At 72.9% G+C, this 18645-nt stretch carries 19 protein-coding genes; 7 read left to right on the top strand and 12 right to left on the bottom strand.

Features of this window, described 5'->3' with window-relative positions:
- Positions 1–96: 96 nt before the first annotated feature.
- Positions 97–915, top strand: a complete 819-nt coding sequence (locus ACFYZ3_RS19860) for an SURF1 family protein (protein WP_388519211.1) — start codon at positions 97–99, stop codon at positions 913–915.
- Between the two features lie 70 nt (positions 916–985).
- Here ACFYZ3_RS19860 and ACFYZ3_RS19855 read toward each other — a convergent pair whose 3' ends face one another.
- From ACFYZ3_RS19855 to ACFYZ3_RS19840, 4 genes are all read right to left on the bottom strand, one after another.
- Entirely contained in the window at positions 986–2266 is a 1281-nt protein-coding gene (locus ACFYZ3_RS19855; protein WP_388519208.1) for a hypothetical protein, read from the bottom strand.
- The gene (locus tag ACFYZ3_RS19850; protein WP_030183825.1) at positions 2263–2835 is read right to left on the bottom strand and encodes a SigE family RNA polymerase sigma factor; all 573 of its coding nucleotides are present in this window, start codon (positions 2833–2835) and stop codon (positions 2263–2265) included. The genes ACFYZ3_RS19855 and ACFYZ3_RS19850 overlap by 4 nt, the downstream gene beginning before the upstream one ends.
- A 484-nt stretch (positions 2836–3319) precedes the next feature.
- Entirely contained in the window at positions 3320–4405 is a 1086-nt protein-coding gene (locus tag ACFYZ3_RS19845) for an aspartate-semialdehyde dehydrogenase (protein WP_388519204.1), read from the bottom strand.
- The gene (locus tag ACFYZ3_RS19840; protein WP_133888659.1) at positions 4405–5682 is read right to left on the bottom strand and encodes an aspartate kinase; all 1278 of its coding nucleotides are present in this window, start codon (positions 5680–5682) and stop codon (positions 4405–4407) included. The genes ACFYZ3_RS19845 and ACFYZ3_RS19840 overlap by 1 nt, the downstream gene beginning before the upstream one ends.
- A 295-nt stretch (positions 5683–5977) precedes the next feature.
- On the opposite strand from ACFYZ3_RS19840, the gene ACFYZ3_RS19835 reads away from it, so the two are divergent.
- Complete coding sequence (locus ACFYZ3_RS19835) at positions 5978–6643, top strand: ankyrin repeat domain-containing protein (RefSeq protein ID WP_388519199.1); 666 nt, start codon at positions 5978–5980, stop codon at positions 6641–6643.
- A 10-nt stretch (positions 6644–6653) separates the two neighbouring features.
- Here ACFYZ3_RS19835 and ACFYZ3_RS19830 read toward each other — a convergent pair whose 3' ends face one another.
- Together ACFYZ3_RS19830 and ACFYZ3_RS19825 are read right to left on the bottom strand one after the other, a co-directional pair.
- Positions 6654–7115 (bottom strand): GNAT family N-acetyltransferase, encoded by a 462-nt coding sequence (locus ACFYZ3_RS19830; RefSeq protein ID WP_388519196.1) that lies wholly within the window; start codon positions 7113–7115, stop codon positions 6654–6656.
- 7 nt (positions 7116–7122) lie between these two features.
- Positions 7123–8346 (bottom strand): MFS transporter, encoded by a 1224-nt coding sequence (locus ACFYZ3_RS19825; RefSeq protein ID WP_388519193.1) that lies wholly within the window; start codon positions 8344–8346, stop codon positions 7123–7125.
- Positions 8347–8428: 82 nt separating this feature from the next.
- Between ACFYZ3_RS19825 and ACFYZ3_RS19820 the strand changes: the two genes are divergently transcribed.
- Complete coding sequence (locus ACFYZ3_RS19820; protein ID WP_388519614.1) at positions 8429–9340, top strand: LysR family transcriptional regulator; 912 nt, start codon at positions 8429–8431, stop codon at positions 9338–9340.
- On the opposite strand, the gene ACFYZ3_RS19815 is transcribed toward ACFYZ3_RS19820, so the two are convergent.
- From ACFYZ3_RS19815 to ACFYZ3_RS19805, 3 genes are all read right to left on the bottom strand, one after another.
- Positions 9333–9992, bottom strand: a complete 660-nt coding sequence (locus tag ACFYZ3_RS19815; RefSeq protein WP_388519191.1) for a DUF5063 domain-containing protein — start codon at positions 9990–9992, stop codon at positions 9333–9335. The two genes, ACFYZ3_RS19820 and ACFYZ3_RS19815, sit on opposite strands and share 8 nt — an antisense overlap.
- On the bottom strand, positions 9985–10584 hold the full coding sequence (recR, locus tag ACFYZ3_RS19810; RefSeq protein WP_388519188.1) for a recombination mediator RecR: 600 nt from the start codon (positions 10582–10584) through the stop codon (positions 9985–9987). Before recR ends, ACFYZ3_RS19815 begins: the two co-directional genes overlap by 8 nt.
- Positions 10585–10682: 98 nt before the next feature.
- Positions 10683–11030 (bottom strand): YbaB/EbfC family nucleoid-associated protein, encoded by a 348-nt coding sequence (locus ACFYZ3_RS19805; RefSeq protein WP_356867232.1) that lies wholly within the window; start codon positions 11028–11030, stop codon positions 10683–10685.
- Positions 11031–11300: 270 nt separating this feature from the next.
- On the opposite strand from ACFYZ3_RS19805, the gene ACFYZ3_RS19800 reads away from it, so the two are divergent.
- A complete protein-coding gene (locus ACFYZ3_RS19800; protein WP_388519185.1) occupies positions 11301–12065 on the top strand; it encodes an SLATT domain-containing protein in 765 nt (254 codons plus the stop codon).
- Positions 12066–12089: 24 nt separating this feature from the next.
- On the opposite strand, the gene ACFYZ3_RS19795 is transcribed toward ACFYZ3_RS19800, so the two are convergent.
- A complete protein-coding gene (locus ACFYZ3_RS19795; protein ID WP_388519182.1) occupies positions 12090–14162 on the bottom strand; it encodes a serine/threonine-protein kinase in 2073 nt (690 codons plus the stop codon).
- 232 nt (positions 14163–14394) lie between these two features.
- On the opposite strand from ACFYZ3_RS19795, the gene ACFYZ3_RS19790 reads away from it, so the two are divergent.
- From ACFYZ3_RS19790 to ACFYZ3_RS19780, 3 genes are all read left to right on the top strand, one after another.
- Positions 14395–15750, top strand: a complete 1356-nt coding sequence (locus tag ACFYZ3_RS19790) for an aspartate aminotransferase family protein (protein ID WP_388519179.1) — start codon at positions 14395–14397, stop codon at positions 15748–15750.
- 126 nt (positions 15751–15876) lie between these two features.
- Positions 15877–16578 carry a GntR family transcriptional regulator gene (locus tag ACFYZ3_RS19785; protein ID WP_388519177.1) on the top strand — a complete coding sequence of 234 codons (702 nt, stop codon included), beginning with the start codon at positions 15877–15879 and terminating at the stop codon, positions 16576–16578.
- A gap of 116 nt (positions 16579–16694) precedes the next feature.
- Positions 16695–17345, top strand: coding sequence for a hypothetical protein (locus ACFYZ3_RS19780; RefSeq protein WP_388519174.1), 651 nt, complete (start codon positions 16695–16697; stop codon positions 17343–17345).
- Positions 17346–17363: 18 nt separating this feature from the next.
- Here the strand turns inward: ACFYZ3_RS19780 and ACFYZ3_RS19775 are convergent, their stop codons facing one another.
- Together ACFYZ3_RS19775 and ACFYZ3_RS19770 are read right to left on the bottom strand one after the other, a co-directional pair.
- Positions 17364–17654 carry a hypothetical protein gene (locus tag ACFYZ3_RS19775; RefSeq protein WP_388519171.1) on the bottom strand — a complete coding sequence of 97 codons (291 nt, stop codon included), beginning with the start codon at positions 17652–17654 and terminating at the stop codon, positions 17364–17366.
- 38 nt (positions 17655–17692) lie between these two features.
- Positions 17693–18577 carry a sigma-70 family RNA polymerase sigma factor gene (locus tag ACFYZ3_RS19770; protein WP_388519168.1) on the bottom strand — a complete coding sequence of 295 codons (885 nt, stop codon included), beginning with the start codon at positions 18575–18577 and terminating at the stop codon, positions 17693–17695.
- Positions 18578–18645 lie beyond the last annotated feature (68 nt).

The following is an 18645-nucleotide window of genomic DNA, read 5'->3' as shown; positions in this document are numbered from 1 at the left end:
AAGAGATCCCCAGCCTGTGGACAACCTCCTCCGTCCGTCACGTTTTCCACAGCCCCGCGGCCGGGTGGTCCGGGCGCGCACCGTACCGTGGAGGGCGTGTACCGGTTTCTGCTGACGCCCCGATGGTGGGGGATCAACGTCTTCGTCGTCCTGGCCATCCCCTTCTGCATCTTCATGGGTTCCTGGCAGCTCGGCCGTTTCGAGGACCGGGTGCAGGACCACGAGACCGCCTCCGCACAGCAGGAGTCGGCCGCCCGGGACGCCGCGCGCCCGCTGACCGAGCTGCTGCCCGTGGACAAGGCGACGGTCGGCAAGCAGACCACCGTGACCGGCCGGTACGACGATCAGCTGCTGGTCCCGGAGCGGAAGCTGGACGACCGGGAGGGCTTCTACGTCCTCACGCTCCTGCGCACCGACAGCGGTGAGGCCCTGCCGGTCGTGCGGGGCTGGCTCCCCGGCGAACCCGACCCGGCGAAGGCCCCGGCCCCGCCCACCGGCGAGGTCACGGTCACCGGGGCGCTCCAGGCCGCCGAGTCCCCCGGCGCGGGCGGCGTCAGCGGGCGCTCCGGGTGGCCCGACGGCCAGACCGGCGCGATCAGCGCGGCGACGCTGCTGAACCTCGTGCCGTACGACGTGTACGACGCCTGGGTCACGCTGAACGAGGGCGACTCCGGGATGCGGGCCGTGCCCGTGAGCGCGCCGCAGAACACGGGCCTCGACCTGAAGGCCTTCCAGAACCTCGGCTACACCGCCGAGTGGTTCGCGTTCGTCGGCTTCGTGATCTTCATGTGGTTCCGGCTGCTGCGCCGCGAGGTCGAACTCGCCCGGGACGCCGAGCTGGGCCTGGTCACGGAGGACGGGGAAGACACGGAGGACGAGGACGCCGGAAGGACCAGGGCGGGGCTCGCCTCCTGACCGGCAGGGGCCTCACCCGTCGGGGCCTCACCTCCGAGGACCCGACCCGCGGGGACCCGACCCGCGGGGGCTACGCCCCCGAGCCCGAGTCCGTCAGCAGGCCGGTCCAGTAGACGGTCCCCGCACACGCGTTGGACACCGTGGCCGTCGCCGATCCGGAACCGCCTTCCGGGGTGTACGTCACCGACACGCTGCCCTCGGCGGGACCGTCCTCCGTGATCAGCTGGGCCGTGGGCCCGGCCTCGCCGCCGCCCTCGGAGGTGCCGCCGCCCGCGGCGGTCGTGTCCCCGGTGGGCGAGGGATCGGCCGAGGGCCCGCCGGTGCCGCCCCCCGTGGTGCCGCCCGTGGTGGGACAGGTCTCGGAGGGCACCCAGGCGAACTGCACCTCGTACGCGGCACCCGGTGCCAGGGCCAGCGAGGCGGTCTCCAGCGAAGGGTCGGGCAGTCCGGCCGCGGCGTCCCCGGCGGCGTGCCGTGCGGTGCCGATCCTGGTGGCCTCCGCGGCGCCCAGCGGAGCGGTGACGACGTTGCCGGGGCCGGTGACGGTGCAGCCGTCCGAGGAGACGTTGGTGACGCGGAAGGAGCCGTAGACCACGCCCGTGGAGTCGGGCTCGGCGCTGCTCGCGACGGCCGGGCCGAGCGCCCCCGGCGCGCACGCGGGGACGTCGGCGGGGCTGCTGGCGCTGGGGACGCCCGAGGGGGGCGCGCCCGTCGCGGCGCCGGACTCCTTGCCGCCGGGCGTCTCCTTGGGGTCGGTCTTCTGCTGGTCGTCGGGAGTGTCCCCGGAGCCGGCGATGCCGCTCTGGCCGCCGGCCGGGTCCTTGCCCTGGGAGGCGCCGCCCTGGGCCTGTGAGGCGTTGCCCGCGACGGACGGGTCGGCACCCGCGCCGGTGGAGTTGGAGACGTGCACGAGGGCAGGGACCGCCGTGCCGAGGAAGAGGGCGGCGGCCGCCGCGCCGACGAGGGCCTGGCGCTTGCGGGCCCGCCGGGCGGGCACCGCGCGCCGCAGGTGCTCCAGGGTGCCGTCGCTCGGCTCCATCTCCCGGACCGCCCGGTGCATCATCGCGCGCAGGGCGGCCTCGTCGGTGGCCGGCCCGTCGGCCCCGGGAGCGTCGGGGCCCTGCGCGGCGGGGCCGTGGTTCACAGTTCCGTTCCCAGCGTGCGTGTCGTGCGTGTGCGTCTGCTGCTCCCGCCCGGCCGGTCCGGCAGGCGCGTCATGCCCTTCGCGGGCGTCCGGTCGCGCGTCGTGCCCGTCGCGGGCGTCCGTTCCCGGGTCGTGCCCGTCGCGGGTGCCCGATCCCGGGTCGTGCCCGTCGCGGGCGTCCGGTCGCGCGTCGTTGCCGTCGCTCATGCCGGAGCCTCCATGGCCACCCTGAGCGCCGCGATCCCGCGCGACCCGTAGGCCTTGACCGAGCCCAGGGATATGCCGAGCGTCTCGGCGACCTGGGCCTCCGTCATGTCGGCGAAGTAGCGCAGGACCAGCACCTCGCGCTGCCGGCGCTGGAGCCCCTTCATCGCCTTGATCAGGGAGTCGCGCTCCAGCTGGTCGTACGCCCCCTCCTCCGCACTCGCCATGTCCGGCATGGGCTTGGAGAGGAGCTTGAGGCCGAGGATGCGGCGGCGCAGCGCCGAGCGCGAGAGGTTGACGACGGTCTGCCGCAGGTACGCCAGGGTCTTCTCCGGGTCGCGGACGCGTTTGCGCGCCGAGTGCACCCGGATGAAGGCCTCCTGGACGACGTCCTCGCAGGAGGCCGTGTCGTCGAGCAGGAGGGCGGCGAGACCGAGCAGCGAGCGGTAGTGCGCCCGGTAGGTCTCGGTGAGGTGGTCGACGGTGGTGCCCGCCGCCACGTCCTCGGCGCCGTCGCGCTGGTTCGATATGCGGGCCGGCCGCGCTGCGGGCATCGGCGCGATCACCGGCATGCCACCGGCCGGGCCGGCCACACGGGGACGGGCGGACCGGACGGGAGGGCGCAGAGCCGCGCCCCGCGTGCCTGCGGTGAAATCGAGAACCTCTGCCACGCCAGTTGGACACGTGCACCCCCGTGAGGGTTGTACGTGCCGGGCGTCACGTTCCCGTGTCCGTCGGGCTGCCGCCCGGGCGGCTGCCCGGCTGACGGTGCGTCATAGGCCCTCATCGTCCGCTCTTCCCCTGTGTCCCATGTGAACGGGCGTCCCCACGCCCGTCCTCGGCGTCCCCGCGCCGAACCACGCCCCGCGCCACGAATGGGTGACCGCAAAGACGCTCCCCGCCGCTCGCACGGTTGCGGAGGGCGGGGAGGAAATCCTCTGACGGCACGGGTGCCCGGTACAAGTAGTCCGGACCAACTTCCGGATCACATCTCGTCCATGGATCCTACAAACGAAACCCACGGCCGCTGGGCCTTTTCGCCTCTCTGATCCCGGTTCAGCCGAACTCGGCCGCCACCAGCTCCGCGATCTGCGCGGTGTTGAGCGCGGCGCCCTTGCGCAGATTGTCCCCGCAGACGAAGAGTTCGAGCGCGGTCGGGTCGTCCAGGGCCCGGCGCACCCGGCCGACCCAGGTCGGGTCGGTGCCGACCGCGTCGGCGGGCGTCGGGAACTCCCCCGCGGCCGGGTTGTCGAACAGGACGACGCCGGGAGCGGTGGCCAGGATCTCCCGGGCCCCCTGGACACCGACCTCGCCCTCGAAGCGGGCGTGGACGGTCAGGGAGTGGGTGGTGACGACCGGCACCCGTACGCACGTCACCGCGACCGGAAGGTTCGGCAGCCCGAGGATCTTGCGGGACTCGTCCCGCACCTTCATCTCCTCCGACGACCAGCCGTCCTCCCGCAGCGATCCGGCCCACGGTACGACGTTCAGCGCGACCGGCTCCGGGAACGGCCCGGTGTCGTCGCCGACGGCCCGCCGCACGTCACCGGGGTGCGTCCCCAGCTCGGTGCCGGCCACCAGCGACAGCTGCCGGCGCAGCGTGTCCACGCCGTCCCGCCCGGCCCCGCTGACCGCCTGGTACGAGGAGACGACCAGCTCGCGCAGCCCGAACTCGGCGTGCAGCGCGCCCAGCGCCACGATCATGGACAGCGTCGTGCAGTTCGGGTTGGCGACGATCCCGCGCGGCCGCATCCGCACCGTGTGCGGATTGACCTCGGGCACGACGAGCGGCACGTCCGGGTCCATCCGGAAGGCGCCGGAGTTGTCGACCACCACCACGCCCTTGGCGGCGGCGATCGGCGCCCACTGCGCGGAGACCTCGTCGGGCACGTCGAACATGGCGACGTCGACCCCGTCGAAGGCCTCCTCGCTCAGCGCGACGACCTCGACCTCCTCACCGCGCACGGCCAGCTTGCGGCCGGCCGAGCGCGGGGAGGCGATCAGGCGGATGTCGCCCCAGACGTCCGCGTGCTGGGACAGGATCTGGAGCATGACCGAGCCGACGGCACCGGTCGCGCCCACGACGGCGAGCGTGGGCCTGCCGGTGCGGCCGTTACGGCCGGTGTCCTGCGCGGCGGACATCAGCGTCCGGTGCCCCCGTAGACGACGGCCTCGTCGCGGTCGGAGTCGAGCCCGAAGGCGGTGTGCACGGCGCGCACGGCCTCGTTCACGTCGTCCTTGCGGGTGACGACCGAGATGCGGATCTCGGAGGTCGAGATCAGCTCGATGTTCACCCCGGCGTCGGAGAGCGCGGTGAAGAAGTCGGCGGTGACGCCCGGGTTGCTCTTCATACCGGCGCCGACCAGCGAGATCTTGCCGATCTGGTCGTCGTAGCGCAGGGAGTCGAAGCCGATGCCCGGCCGGTTCTTCTCCAGCGCGTCGATGGCCTTGCGGCCCTCGGCCTTCGGCAGCGTGAAGGAGATGTCCGTCAGGCCGGTGGAGGCGGCGGACACGTTCTGCACGACCATGTCGATGTTGACCTGGGCGTCGGCGATGGCGCGGAAGATCGCGGCCGCCTCGCCGGGCTTGTCGGGCACCCCGACGACCGTGACCTTGGCCTCGGAGGTGTCGTGCGCGACTCCGGAGATGAGGGCCTGCTCCACGTGCTTTTCCCCTTGCTTGATCGGCTCGCTGCTGACCCACGTGCCCTGCAGTCCGCTGAAGCTGGACCGCACGTGGATCGGGATGTTGTACCGGCGGGCGTACTCCACGCAACGGTGGAGCAGCACCTTGGAGCCGGAGGCAGCGAGCTCCAGCATGTCCTCGAAGGAGATCCAGTCGATCTTCTTCGCCTTCGGCACCACGCGCGGGTCGGCGGTGAACACGCCGTCGACGTCGGTGTAGATCTCGCAGACGTCCGCGTCGAGCGCGGCGGCGAGGGCGACGGCCGTGGTGTCGGAGCCGCCGCGGCCCAGCGTGGTGATGTCCTTGCTGTCCTGGCTGACGCCCTGGAAGCCGGCCACGATGGCCACGTTGCCCTCGTCGACCGAGGTGCGGATGCGCCCCGGTGTGACGTCGATGATCCGGGCCTTGTTGTGGACCGAGTCGGTGATGACTCCGGCCTGGCTGCCGGTGAACGACTGGGCCTCGTGCCCCAGGTTTTTGATCGCCATGGCCAGCAGCGCCATGGAGATCCGCTCCCCGGCGGTCAGCAGCATGTCGAGTTCACGCCCGGCAGGGATCGGGGAAACCTGCTCGGCGAGATCGATCAGCTCGTCCGTCGTGTCGCCCATCGCGGAAACGACGGCGACCACCTGGTTGCCGTTCTTCTTCGCTTCCACGATCCGCTTGGCGACGCGCTTGATGCCCTCGGCATCGGCTACGGAGGAGCCTCCGTACTTCTGCACGACAAGGCCCACGTGCGCTCCTCGCTCAATCCGTCTCTTTCCGCACGTACGTATATGTACTGCGGTCGGCTCATTTTACCGAGCGCCCGGGTTCCGCCCCTGCGGTATCGCATGGTGAGACTCCGGACCGCCCACTGTTCGGGGTGGCTCATGCCCAGGGGGACGCGGGTCACTCGGGAAAGTGCCGGGCATCACACATTCACAAGTGAGAGGGCTCGGTCCGCCGGTGCCCCGGGCGCTCTCCTCCCGCGTGCGGCACCGCCGAAATCGTGTGCGGCGCTCACGCCCGACACGACATGATCACCGCATGACGGAACCCACGGAGAAGCCGCCCGCGCCGCGTTCCGTCGAGCTGCCGCGGGCGGCGCGGGACGGGGACGTGGCGACGGTGGTCAGGCTGCTGGACTCCGGTGTCGCCGTGGACGCCCTCGACGACGACGCGCGCACGGCGCTGGACCTGGCCGCGCAGGAGAACCACGCCGACGTCGTCCGGGTGCTGCTGGCGGCCGGTGCGGACACGGCGGCGCACGCCGGGCCGTACCACGACCTGACCCCGCTGACCTGCGCGGCCATGACCGGGAGCACCGATGCCGTCGCGGCGCTGCTGGACGCCGGGGCGTCCACGGGGGCGCAGGACCGGATCCCGTACACGCCGCTGATGCTGGCCGCGGGCGACAACCACCCCGAGACCGTCGCTCTGCTGATCGACCGGGGGGCCGATCCGGAGGACCGGTCCATGAAGGGGCGGACGGCGCTCGAATGGGCGGCCTGCCGCGGGTCCGTGGAGTCGGTGGTCGTGCTGCTGCAACGGGGGGCCGAGGCCACGGACACGGCCCTGCGCTGCGCGCTGCGGCACGCCGACCGGGGCGAGGAGGAGGGGGAGCGCTACGGACGGGTCGTCAGGGCACTGCGCTACGCGCGTACCCGGGCGGCGGCCGCCGCTCCACCGGCCGCGGACCGGGCGGCCGAGTGAAGCGGCGTCGTCAGTCCTGCGGGCTGAGCAGCCCGATGTCGACGGCCCGTTGCGGATCGGACCAGATCCCCATCGCCGTGTTCATGTGGAGGAAGCCGAGCCGGCGGTAGAAGGCCTCGGTGCCGGGGGCGGCGTAGAGGATGATCTTCTTGTGACCGGCCGCCAGCTCCACGAGCCTGCGGATGATGCCGGACCCGAGGCCCCGCCCCTGGTGCTCGGGGTGGACCGCCACGTCGGCGATGTAGGCGCAGTCGACACCGTCGGCCAGCGCCCGGCCCGCGCCGACGAGCACGTCACCGGCGTGGACGAAGCACGCGTAGCGGCTGCTGCCGAACACGGTGGCGAGTGCCTCGGGCGGTTTGTTGCCCAGGGGGGCCAGCAGATACAGCCGTGACAGCTCCTCGAGGTCCACCTCGTCGAGGCGGTGGGCCCAGGTGTAGTTCTCCAACGTCATGTCTTCCCTTCGGCTCATCCGGGTCTCATCCGGCTGTGGCGAGGTCCTCCTCGGGCGCGTCGGCCGGGGTCTTCGTCCCCCGGCCGGTGGCGAGGCGCAGCAGCAGCGAGGCCGCGGCCAGGACCACCCCGAACCAGATGACGCTCGTGACGCCGGCGTGGTCGGCGAACAGACCGCCGAAGAGCGCGCCGAGTGCGATGCAGGTGTTGTACGCCATGGTGTTGAGCGACATGGCGGCCTCGAAGGTGCCGGGCGCGGAGGCGAGCGTCATGTTGATCTGGGACAGCTGCACGGCGCCGAAGGAGAGTCCCCACAGGACCAGCGCGACGACGGCGCCGAGTTCCCCGTTCCCGACGAAACGCAGCAGCAACAGGGCCGCCAGGAGCCCTGCGAGGCCGACGACGAAGGTGCCGCGCAGGTTCTTGTTCACCGTGTGGCCGGCGACGAAGTTCCCGACCGCGCCGCCGACGCCGAAGATGATCAGGACGGTGGTGACGAAGGCGGACGAGGCGTCGGCGGTGTCCTCCAGGTAGGGACGCACGAACGTGTAGGCACCGAAGTGCCCGAGCACGAAGAAGACGACGACGAACAGCACGGTGCGCAGCTGCCCGTTCCTGACCGGCAGGCCGAAGACCTCGCGGACGGACACCGCGTTCCGCGACGGCATCGACGGGACGAGGGCCGCGACCGCGGCGAAGACCAGCACGCCGAGGCCGGCCCAGATGCCGAAGGTGGTCCGCCAGTCGGTCCACGCCTCGATGACCGTGCCGAGCGGGATGCCGACGACCGTGGCTATGGAGATGCCGGACATCACCACCGCGGCGGCCCGGTTCGCGTGCCGTTCGGGCACGATCCGCATGGCCATGCTCACGCCGATGGCCCAGAAAACCCCGCTGGCGAAGCCCATGCAGAGCCGGGTGGCGAGGATCAGCGCGTAGTTCGGTGAGACGGCGGTGACGAGGTTGCCCAGGGCGAGCACCGCCAGCAGCGTGGTGAGCAGCCTGCGCCGGTCGACGCGCCTGGTCCAGGCGACGATGAACGGCACGCCGAGGCCGGCCGCGACACCCTGGGCGGTGACCATGAGGCCGGCGACGCCGACGGAGATGTCGAGGTCCTCGCTCAGCGGAGTGAGCAGGCCCACGGGCATCAGCTCGGTGGTCAGGAAGACGAAGAGACTGGCCGTGATGGCGGCGACACCCAGCCATCCCTTCAGGGACGAGGACGAGGTCTCTTGCACGTGTGCGGACATGTCAACGGAGTCTGCTCTCCGCCCGATCCATGAGTCCAACACATGTTTGTCATCTCGTTCATCGTGATCCACGATGGATCTCATGGAGCTCCAGCAGATGCGCTACGTGCTCGCGGTCGCCGAGACCATGAGCTTCACCCGGGCCGCCGAGCGGTGTCACGTCGTGCAGTCCGCCCTCAGCCACCAGGTCGCGCGGCTGGAGCAGGAGCTGGGCGCCAGGCTCTTCGAGCGCACCACCCGCCGGGTGCGGCTGACGCCGGCCGGGGAGGCGTTCGTGCCGGCGGCCCGCCAGTGCCTGGCGGCCGCCGAGCGCGCGGCCGACGAGGTCGCCGCCGCCGTCGGGGAGGTCCGCGGGCAGCTCCGCGTCGGCGTGATCTCGTCCGTGGCCGCCGTCGACATCCCGCGCGCCCTGCGCGACTTCCGCCGGCGGTGTCCGAAGGTGCGCGTCAGCCTGCGCGTGGGCGCCAGCGAGGAGCTCGTCCAGCGGGTCAGGGAAGGGGACATCCAGGTCGCCTTCGTCGGGCTTCCGACCACCACGCGCCCCAAGGGAGTCGAGGCCCACGTGACGGGGCGTGACCGGCTCGTCGCCGTGGTCTCCCCCGATCATCCGCTCGCCGGCGGGGGTCCGGTCGATCTGCGACGGCTCGCGGAGGAGGTGTTCGTGGACCTGCCGGCGAAGACCGCCGGCCGCGCCCAGTCCGACCTGGCCTTCTCCGCCGCCGGACTCACCCGGGACGTCGCCTTCGAAGTGACGAACACGCAATTCCTGGCACGGCTGGTCGGACAGGGACTCGGCGTGGCGATGCTGCCCTCCGCCTATGTGCCCCAGCTCAGCGGCGTGACCACGATCCAGGTCGTCGACGCACCGGCCCGCGTCGAGTACGTCGTCTGGCCCCCCGGCGGCCGCACGCCCGCGGCGACCGCGTTCCTCCGTCTGATCGACGTCCCGGACGTCCCGGACGCCCCGGCCACCCCGGAGGGCGCCGCTACTTGACCGGCCGCAGGCCCAGCGGCCCCGCGATCTCCCGGACCATGACCCGGCCGGCCTCCGACTCCAGGGTCTCGTCGCCCAGCTCCTGGTCGGTGTCGAGGCCGTCCAGCTCCTCCAGGGGCTGGTTCAGCCGGACGTGGGCGACGACGGACTGGAGGGCGCGCAGGGTCGCGGAGGCGGTGGAGCCCCAGTTGGAGAAGTAGGAGAACTGCCACCACCACAGGGCCTCCGTGGTGCGGCCGGCCTTGTAGTGGACCATGCCGTGGCGGAGGTCGGTGATGACGTCGGTGAGGTCGTCGGAGATACGGGCCGGGACCGGGGCCTTGCGCGGCTCGTAGGGGTCGAAGACCTCGGAGTAGACGTCGATCGGGTCGAGGATGCGGGCCAGGTTCTCGCGGATCTCGTCCACGTCCTGCTCCGGGCCCGGATCGGGCTCGTAGCGCTCGTCGGGGACGATGTCCTCGTGGGCGCCCAGCCGGCCGCCGGCCAGCATCAGCTGGGAGACCTCCAGGAGGAGGAAGGGGACGGCCGAGTCGGGCTCGTCGCCCTTCGCCACCTCGGTGACGGCCACCAGGAAGCTCTCGATCTGGTCGGCGATCTGGACCGCGAAGTCGTCCGGGTTCTGGTCGGTCGCGTGCAGCGTGGCGTCAGACATCTAGGAGTCGTCTCCCCTCGAAGGCGCGGCCGAGGGTCACCTCGTCCGCGTATTCCAGGTCGCCGCCCACAGGGAGGCCGCTGGCCAGGCGGGTGACCTTGAGGCCCATGGGCTTGATCATGCGGGCGAGGTACGTGGCCGTGGCCTCGCCCTCCAGATTCGGGTCCGTGGCCAGGATCAGTTCCGTGACCGTGCCGTCCGCCAGACGGGCCAGCAGCTCACGGATGCGCAGGTCGTCCGGGCCGACCCCGTCGATCGGGCTGATCGCGCCGCCGAGCACGTGGTAGCGCCCGCGGAACTCGCGGGTGCGCTCGATGGCGACGACGTCCTTCGGCTCCTCCACCACGCAGATGACGGAAGGGTCGCGCCGGGTGTCGCGGCAGATGTTGCACTGCTCCTCCTGCGCGACGTTCCCGCAGGTCGCGCAGAAGCGGACCTTGGCCTTCACTTCCGTGAGGGCCTGGGCGAGCCGCCGTACGTCGGCCGGCTCCGCCTGGAGGATGTGGAAGGCGATCCGCTGCGCGCTCTTGGGACCGACGCCGGGCAGCCGCCCGAGTTCGTCGATGAGGTCCTGGACCACGCCTTCGTACAACGGACTGCCGTCCTTCCTGAGGTTCGTGCACTACGTACGGTAGATGGCTTCGGCCGGTCCGAGAAAGGCGAACCGGGAAAGCCGGGGCCCGCGGGGACTCAGAACGGCAGGCCGGGGATGCCGCTGCCGCCACCGCCCAGGCCCTGGGCGAGCGGGCCGAGCTTCTGCTGCTGGAGGTTCTGCGCGTTCTCGTTGGCCGCCTGGACTGCGGCGACGACCAGGTCGGCGAGGGTCTCGGTGTCCTCCGGGTCCACCGCCTTCGGGTCGATGACGAGGCCGCGCAGTTCGCCGGAGCCGGTGACCGTGGCCTTCACCAGGCCGCCGCCCGCCTGGCCGTCGACCTCGGTCTGCGCCAGTTCCTCCTGGGCCTTCGCCAGGTCCTGCTGCATCTTCTGGGCCTGCTGGAGCAACTGCTGCATGTTGGGCTGGCCACCACCGGGGATCACGTTCAGCTCCCATCACGTCCGGGCACTACGGTTTTGCCGTTCGGCACGAGCCTACGTGGTCCGGGCGGCCCTCGCCCCAGCACTCTTTCGAGTGACTCCCTGGGAGCCCTATACCTGATCAACGCCCTCTTCCGGGCGGAAAAGCGACGGAACCCGGCCCTTCGCCACCCATTGGGCGGTAGGAAGGGTTCCGGCGCAGGGTTCCGGCGTACGAGTCCTCACGGACGGCGAGCGGTACGGCGAGCAGTGGCGAGCAGTAGGGAGTGCCGGGTGGGTCAGCCGGAGATGCAGCCCGAGGGGCCGCCGCAGCGCGGGCGGGACGGCGAGGGCGGGGCGGCCGGGACGCGGCCGGGCGACCTGACCGGGCGGACGTTTCCCCTCGGGGACTGGGCACTGCCCGCCGAGCGGCTGGACGAGCTGTACCGGTGGGTGGAGCGGGGCGCGCTGGACACGGCGGCCTGGTATCTCGCGGACCGGGTGTGGAAGCGGCGCGCTGCCGTACTGCTGCGGGGCGGGGCCGCGGTGGGCGCGACCGCCGGAGCGGCGCTGCCGCTGCTGGACCTGTCCGGTGCGGTGGGCGGGGTCGCGCCCTGGGGGTATCTGGCGCTGCTGTGGGCGGTGGCGTGTGTGGCGGGTGACCGGTACTTCGGGGTGACGTCCGGCTGGATGCGGGACGTGGCCACGGCGCAGGCGGTGCAGCGGCGGCTTCAGGCGCTCCAGTTCGACTGGGCGTCGGAGAGCGTGCGGGAGGTGCTGGGCCCGGCGGACGGGACGGCGAGCGAGGCGGCGGAGCGGTGCCTGCTGGTGCTGCGGCGGTTCTCGGAGGACGTGACGGAGCTGGTGCGGGCGGAGACGGCGGACTGGATGGTGTGCTTCCGCCCGGGGCCGGGGCCGCTGGGACCGCACGCCGCGGCGGCGGCCGACGGGCCGCGCCCGGACGGCTCGGGCACGGGCGTCACCGGTCGGTTCCCGCTCCCCCCGCAGAACGGCGCCCGTCCGAACATGCCCCGCCAACGTCCGCCGGAGCCCCGCTGACGCCGACGGCGGGATCACGTCCCCTCACGGGCGGGTGTAGAGCAGGGACTCGCCGGTGTCGTCGTTGGTGCGCTCCAGGCTGCCGTCCGGCCGCAGGGTGACGGTGCTGGGCCCGCCCGGGGTGCAACTGCTGGACGGACCGGTCCTGACCTCGGACGGACCGAGCCGCAGCGGACCGCCGGGGCTCGGCTCGGCCGTGAGGGCGGCGTCGAACACGCAGTGGTACGTGCCGGTGCCCGTCGGCCCGTCCGCCACGAGGGTCAGCACCGTGTCGCCGACCTCGCCCTGCACGATGCTCAGCGTGCGGGGGTGGGTCCCGGAGGCGTTGTCGATGCTGGTCGACCAGTCACCCGTGTACCCGGTCGGGACCATGCCCTCGTCGGCGGCCGGGGCGGTCGAACCGGTCGACGGCGACTGGCCTCCCGCCGGACCGGACGAGCCGGACGCGCCCGTACCCGGATCCCGCGGGGCGCCCGTGGACCGCGTGGGTGTGGGGTCGCCGCCCGCCCGGTCGTCGCCGTCCCCGCGCATCAGGGCGTAGACCGTGCCGCCCGCACCGAGTGCGACGACCAGGGCGACGACGATCAGCAGGGCGGTGGAACGGGCGCTCCGGACGGGCTCGTGCGGGGGTCCGTACGGGGGCGTGGGCCCCTGGGGCGGGGTGGGGCCGAGGCCGCCCGCGCCGCCGTACGGGTGCTGGTGTCCGGGCTGCGAGGCGTGCCAGGCCGGGGCGTACCCGGGGGCGGGCGGCCGGGGGTGGCCGCCGTGGGGGTCGGGCGGGGGCGTGGTCCGGTGCTCGCCCGCGACCAGGGTGGGGAGGTGGTCCAGCGGGGCGCGGCCGCCGCTGCCCGGCTCACGCGGGGGAGGCGGACCGCCGGGCGCCGGATCGGCCCCCTGGGCAGCACCCCCGTCGCCGCTCCCTGGCCACGGGCCACCGTCGCCCACGCCGCCAGACCCCACAGCGCCGGGTCCAGCACCGCCAGGCCCCACACCGCCGGGTCCGCCACCGCTGGGCCCGCCGCCTGGCCAAGCGCCACCGGCACCTGCGCCGCCGGGCCCCGCGCCGCCGGGCCCCGCGCCACCAGCCGGCGCGTCGTCGGACAGCGTGCCGGCGGACGACGCCGTGGCCGCTCCGGGTGTGGGTGAAGGGGCCGGGCCTGCGGGCCGTGCCGGGTCTTCGGGGTTCTCCGTGTCCAGGAGCTGTACCGCGTGGCGGCCGAGCTGGGCCACCAGCGCGCCGGGCAGCCACGGGTCGCGGGAGCGGCCTCCGGTGACCGTGTCCTGCGCGCCCGTGCGCTCCAGGACGTCGGCGAGGCCCGGTCGCGCGGCGGGGTCCTTGCGCAGGCAGTCGCGCACGAGGTCGGCGATGCCCTCGGGCACGCCCGTCAGGTCGGGCTCCTCCTGCGCGATACGGAACATCAGGGCGTGCACACCGCTGTTCGCGGCGCCGAAGGGCAGCTTGCCGGTGGCGGCGTAGGCGAGGACCGAGCCCAGGCAGAAGACGTCGCACGCGGGCGTGACCCGGTCGCCGCGCACCTGCTCGGGTGCCATGAACCCGGGCGAGCCGACGAGCGAGCCGGTGCGGGTGAGGCCGCCGTCGGTCACCGTCTGAAGGGCGCGGGCGATGCCGAAGTCGATGACGCGGGGGCCGTCGATGGTGACCAGCACGTTGGACGGCTTGAGGTCGCGGTGGACGATCCCGGCGGCGTGGATGTCCTGGAGCGCGTGCGCCAGACCGGCGCCCAGCGTGCGCACCGAACGTTCCGGCAGCGCGCCGTGGTCGTGTCCGACGACCTGCTGGAGGCTGGGCCCGGCGACGTACCCGGTGGCGACCCACGGCACGGCGGCCTCGGTGTCCGCGTCCAGTACGGGCGCCGTCCAGTACCCGCCGACCCGGCGCGCGGACTCGACCTCCTGCCGGAACCGCTCGCGGAACTCCTCCGTCGCGGCCAGTTCCTCGCGCACCAGCTTCACGGCGACCGTGCGCCCCCGGTCCGAGCGGGCCAGGTAGACGTGGCCCATGCCGCCCGTGCCCAGCCGGCCCAAGAGCCGGTAGACCCCTATGTGCTGCGGGTCCCCGTCCCCCAGTCTCCGCATGCCGCGCCGCCTTCCCCCGAACATGAGCAACAGGGCGAGGATAGTGCGGGGCGGCGCCGCGGTGAGTCGCCGCTTGTCCACGGTTGCGTAACGGAGCGGCCCCCGCGCGCCCGAGCGCCCGCGACGCTCGGCAACGCGTCGACAACCTGTCGACAACCTGTCGTGGAAAGCCCCCGACCGCAGACAGGACGCCGATTCCGTTTCCGCATCGCGGACATCTACCCTCGGCCGCATGACCCCTCAGCCCTCCCCCCAGGCCGGCGCCGCCGTGAAGGCCGCGGACCGCGCGCACGTCTTCCACTCCTGGTCAGCGCAAGAGCTGATCGACCCGCTCGCCGTCGCCGGCGCCGAGGGGTCGTACTTCTGGGACTACGACGGCAGGCGCTACCTCGACTTCTCCAGCGGACTCGTCTACACCAACATCGGCTACCAGCACCCCAAGGTCGTCGCCGCGATCCAGGAGCAGGCGGCGCGGATGACGACGTTCGCGCCCGCGTTCGCCGTCGAGGCGCGCTCGGAGGCGGCCCGGCTGATCGCCGAGCGCACGCCCGGCGACCTGGACAAGATCTTCTTCACCAACGGCGGCGCCGACGCCGTCGAGCACGCCCTGCGCATGGCCCGGCTGCACACCGGCCGCCCCAAGGTGCTCTCCGCCTACCGCTCGTACCACGGCGGCACCCAGCAGGCGGTCAACGTCACCGGTGACCCGCGCCGCTGGGCCTCCGACAGCGGCACGGCCGGGGTCGTGCACTTCTGGGCGCCGTTCCTGTACCGCTCGCGCTTCTACGCCGAGACCGAGGAGCAGGAGTGCGCGCGGGCACTGGAGCACCTGGAGACGACGATCGCCTTCGAGGGCCCGGGGACCGTCGCCGCGATCGTCCTGGAGACGATCCCGGGCACCGCGGGGATCATGATGCCGCCGGCCGGTTACCTGGCCGGGGTGCGCGAGATCTGCGACAAGTACGGCATCGTGTTCGTGCTCGACGAGGTCATGGCCGGATTCGGCCGCACCGGCACCTGGTTCGCGGCGGACCTGTACGACGTCGTGCCCGACCTGATGACCTTCGCCAAGGGCGTGAACTCGGGCTACGTACCCCTCGGCGGCGTCGCGATCTCGGCCGAGATCGCCGCGACCTTCGCCGAGCGGCCCTACCCCGGCGGACTGACGTACTCCGGGCACCCGCTGGCCTGTGCCGCCGCCGTCGCCACGATCGACGTGATGGCGGAGGAGGGCGTCGTCGAGCACGCGGCGCGGCTCGGCGCCGAGGTCGTGGAACCGGCGCTGCGGGAGCTGGCCGAGCGCCACCCGAGCGTGGGCGAGGTGCGCGGGACCGGCATGTTCTGGGCGCTGGAGCTGGTGAGGAACCGGGAGACCCGGGAGCCGCTGGTGCCCTACAACGCGAGCGGGCAGGCGGCCGCGCCCATGTCCGCGTTCGCCGCCTCCGCCAAGGCGCACGGCCTGTGGCCGTTCGTGAACATGAACCGGACCCACGTGGTCCCGCCGTGCAACGTCTCCGAGGCGGAGCTGAAGGAGGGCCTGGCGGCCCTGGACACGGCACTGTCCGTGGCGGACGAGTACACGGAGTAAGCGGGACGGGGCTGGGGAACCGAGCGCGTAGGGTGGCGTGCTCGTACGCGGTAGACATGTGTACGAGCACGCCCCCGGGCGACGCCCCCGGGCGACGCCCCGAACGCGACGAGGAGACGCCCGCCCATGCCCGGTCCCAGCGGTACCGGTGCCGTCACGCGCAGCACCCTGCGGCAGCAGATAGCCGACGCGCTCCGTGACGAGGTGCTGGCCGGGCGGCTCCAGCCGGGGCAGGAGTTCACGGTCAAGGAGATCGCCGAGCAGTACGGCGTGTCCGCGACGCCGGTGCGCGAGGCCCTGGTCGACCTGTCCGCGCAGGGGCTTCTCGACGCCGACCACCACCGCGGCTTCCGCGTCCACGAGTACTCGGTCGACGACTTCCGCGGCATGATCGAGGCCCGCAGCCTGGTGACCGACGGCATGTTCCTCTCCCTGGCCGCCGACCTGCCGGGCGGTCCCGACCCGGCCGACCCGCGCATCGCCGCCGCCCTCGCCGGGGTCCGCCGGCGAGGCGAGGAGGCCCAGCGCGCCGCCGCGGCCGGGGACCTGACCGTCCTGATCGGCTACGACCTGCGCTACTGGCGCGAGCTGGCCACCCTCTTCGGCAACCCCTACCTCTGCGACTTCCTGCACCGGCTGCGCGTGCAGAGCTGGGTGTGCACCGTGCAGCACCTGCGCCGGCTCAGCGAACTGCGCGGCGCGCTGTGGTGCGGGCACACCGAACTGGTCGACGCCCTGGCCCGGCGCGACATCCCGGGCGCGCGATCGCTCGTCGACGCGTACAACAGCCACTCGCTCGCCCTGATCGAGGGGCTCGCCGGCGAATGACCAACGCCGGACGTGTCGTGGCCCGGCCCCAGATGGGTATGGGATCTGCACGCAACGCGCACCGGCGCACACCGACTACGCTGCCCTGACCACCGTGCTGTGTGAGGAGCCCTCTTTTGGCCTGTGACCTGTGGCTGGTACCGCTCGTCGACGTCTTGTGCCACACGCCGGACAACCCGTTCGCCGAGGAACTCGCGCAATACGACAAGGTGCTGGCCGAGGCCGGGCTGCCGCCGGTGCCGGTGTACCAGTACATGCCGGGGCTCTCCGGCGAGGTCGCGCCGGTGGCCGGCTTCGACTACGACGCGCTGCACTTCCTGCGCCGCGCGTACCTCCTCCAGGTGTGCGGCCTCCCGGTGACCCCGGTGGACGAACTCGGCGGCGACTACGAGCAGTTGCTGGAGATGTTCGAGTCGACGGCCCAGCATTCCCATCTGGTCTGGCACTACGACCACGCGGGCGCCTACGTCCCGGTCGACTTCCCGCACCCGCTCTCCAGTGACGAACTCCTGGCGGGCGGCGGCCCCTTGGGCTCCTCGCACACTCTTCTGCGGGAACTGGAGGCCGTCGCCCCGGCCCTCGGCATCGACCCGGCCAACCCCCCGGCCCCGCCGCAGCCGCCGCTCGCCCCCACGGAGCTGGAGGAGCCGGCGGTGCCCGCGCCGCACGACGCGAGCCCGTTCGCCCGGGAGCGCCATGTGTGGCTGGGCCTGCACGCGGCGGCGACGCGGAGCCTGGCGCAGGGTTCGATGATCGTCTTCAGCTGACCCGTTCTTCCGCGCCGGTCAGCCCAGCTGGGACAGGCCCTTGCGCAGATCGTCCGCGTTCATGATCGGGGAGACCTCGACCTCGGCGTTCAGTTCGGTGAAGAACGGCTCACCGGTGGGCGGCAGTTCCGAGCTGTCCTGCATGTCGAAGACCATCAGGGCGGTCCGCCGGCCGCCGAGCGGGCCGAAGTAGGCGGCCTCCGGCTTGATGTGCTCGAGGGTGCGGTTGATCAGCTCGGGCAGCTTCCCGCTGCGGATCGCCTCGTTCGCCTTGTCCGTGTCCAGCGTCGCCTTGAGCAGCACGCGCATCGCACTCACCTTCTTCTGCCGACGCGACGTGTACGCATTCAGCTTATGCCCGTGATGTCCAGTTCGTTCAGGCGAGCCGGTTCCGCGATCACGTCGATGCCGGTGATGCGGCCGTCGGCGGCGAAGTCGAAGCGGAGCACGACGCGCAGCCTGCCGTTCTCGGCCATCGCCATGCCCACCCGGCCGTCGACGAGGACGACGGCGGCGGCCCGGGCCCGGCCCATCGAGGCCATCGCTCCCCCGGCCACCCGCTCCACACCGCTGACGGTGACGGGCGCGGGCGTCGGGACGACCGCCGCGTCGGCACGCAGCACGACGTCCGGGTGGAGCAGGGCCACCAGCGCGTCGAAGTCGCCGCCGCGGGTGGCCGCCAGGTAGGCGTCGACCGCGCGGCGCCTGCGGGGCAGGTCGGCGTCGGGCGCGGGGACGCCCCGGACCCGGCGGCGGGCGCGGCTGGCCAGCTGGCGGGTGGCGGCGGGGGTCTTGTCGAGCATCGCGGCGATGTCGTCGAAGGGCACGTCGAACATGTCGTGCAGGACGAACGCGAGCCGCTCGGCGGGACCGAGGGTGTCCAGGACGATCAGCAGCGCGATCCCGACCTCGTCGGCGAGCTGCACCTCCTCGGCCGGGTCGGCGGCGGTGCCGGTGCCGGCCGGCTGCCTGCGGGCCCCGTCGTCCAGCGGCTCCTCGCGCCGGGTGTCGCGGGCACGGAGCAGGTTGAGGCAGACCCGGGCCACGACCGTGGTGAGCCAGCCCGAGGGATTGTCCACCTCGGAGGTGTCCGCCCGGTCGGCGCGCAGCCACGCCTCCTGGAGGGCGTCGTCCGCCTCGCTGAGCGAGCCGAGGATCCGGTACGCGACCGCCCGCAGCCGGGTCCGGTCCAGCTCGAACTGCCGGGCCATGTCGTCGGATCGTGCGGGCACCGTACGGCTTCCTTCCGCCTCCGGGCGCCCTCGGGGGCGCGTCGCCCCAGTGAACCATCCCGGCGTGC

This window comes from Streptomyces sp. NPDC001599, from assembly GCF_042893535.1.
In the GTDB taxonomy this organism is placed as follows: Bacteria; Actinomycetota; Actinomycetes; order Streptomycetales; family Streptomycetaceae; genus Streptomyces.
Note: the sequence above shows the minus strand (reverse complement) of the source record. Positions and strands in the feature narration are given on the sequence as shown.

Coding starts and splice junctions, on each gene's coding strand:
- ACFYZ3_RS19775 (WP_388519171.1), bottom strand. CDS start 17,654: ATGCGCGTGCTGCTCAAGGCGACGCTGGACACGGACAAGGCGAACGAG.
- ACFYZ3_RS19845 (WP_388519204.1), bottom strand. CDS start 4,405: ATGTCCGCCGCGCAGGACACCGGCCGTAACGGCCGCACCGGCAGGCCC.
- ACFYZ3_RS19785 (WP_388519177.1), top strand. CDS start 15,877: ATGCCCGGTCCCAGCGGTACCGGTGCCGTCACGCGCAGCACCCTGCGG.
- ACFYZ3_RS19850 (WP_030183825.1), bottom strand. CDS start 2,835: ATGCCGGTGATCGCGCCGATGCCCGCAGCGCGGCCGGCCCGCATATCG.
- ACFYZ3_RS19835 (WP_388519199.1), top strand. CDS start 5,978: ATGACGGAACCCACGGAGAAGCCGCCCGCGCCGCGTTCCGTCGAGCTG.
- ACFYZ3_RS19795 (WP_388519182.1), bottom strand. CDS start 14,162: ATGCGGAGACTGGGGGACGGGGACCCGCAGCACATAGGGGTCTACCGG.
- ACFYZ3_RS19820 (WP_388519614.1), top strand. CDS start 8,429: ATGGAGCTCCAGCAGATGCGCTACGTGCTCGCGGTCGCCGAGACCATG.
- ACFYZ3_RS19790 (WP_388519179.1), top strand. CDS start 14,395: ATGACCCCTCAGCCCTCCCCCCAGGCCGGCGCCGCCGTGAAGGCCGCG.
- ACFYZ3_RS19825 (WP_388519193.1), bottom strand. CDS start 8,346: ATGTCCGCACACGTGCAAGAGACCTCGTCCTCGTCCCTGAAGGGATGG.
- ACFYZ3_RS19815 (WP_388519191.1), bottom strand. CDS start 9,992: ATGTCTGACGCCACGCTGCACGCGACCGACCAGAACCCGGACGACTTC.
- ACFYZ3_RS19855 (WP_388519208.1), bottom strand. CDS start 2,266: ATGAGCGACGGCAACGACGCGCGACCGGACGCCCGCGACGGGCACGAC.
- ACFYZ3_RS19830 (WP_388519196.1), bottom strand. CDS start 7,115: ATGAGCCGAAGGGAAGACATGACGTTGGAGAACTACACCTGGGCCCAC.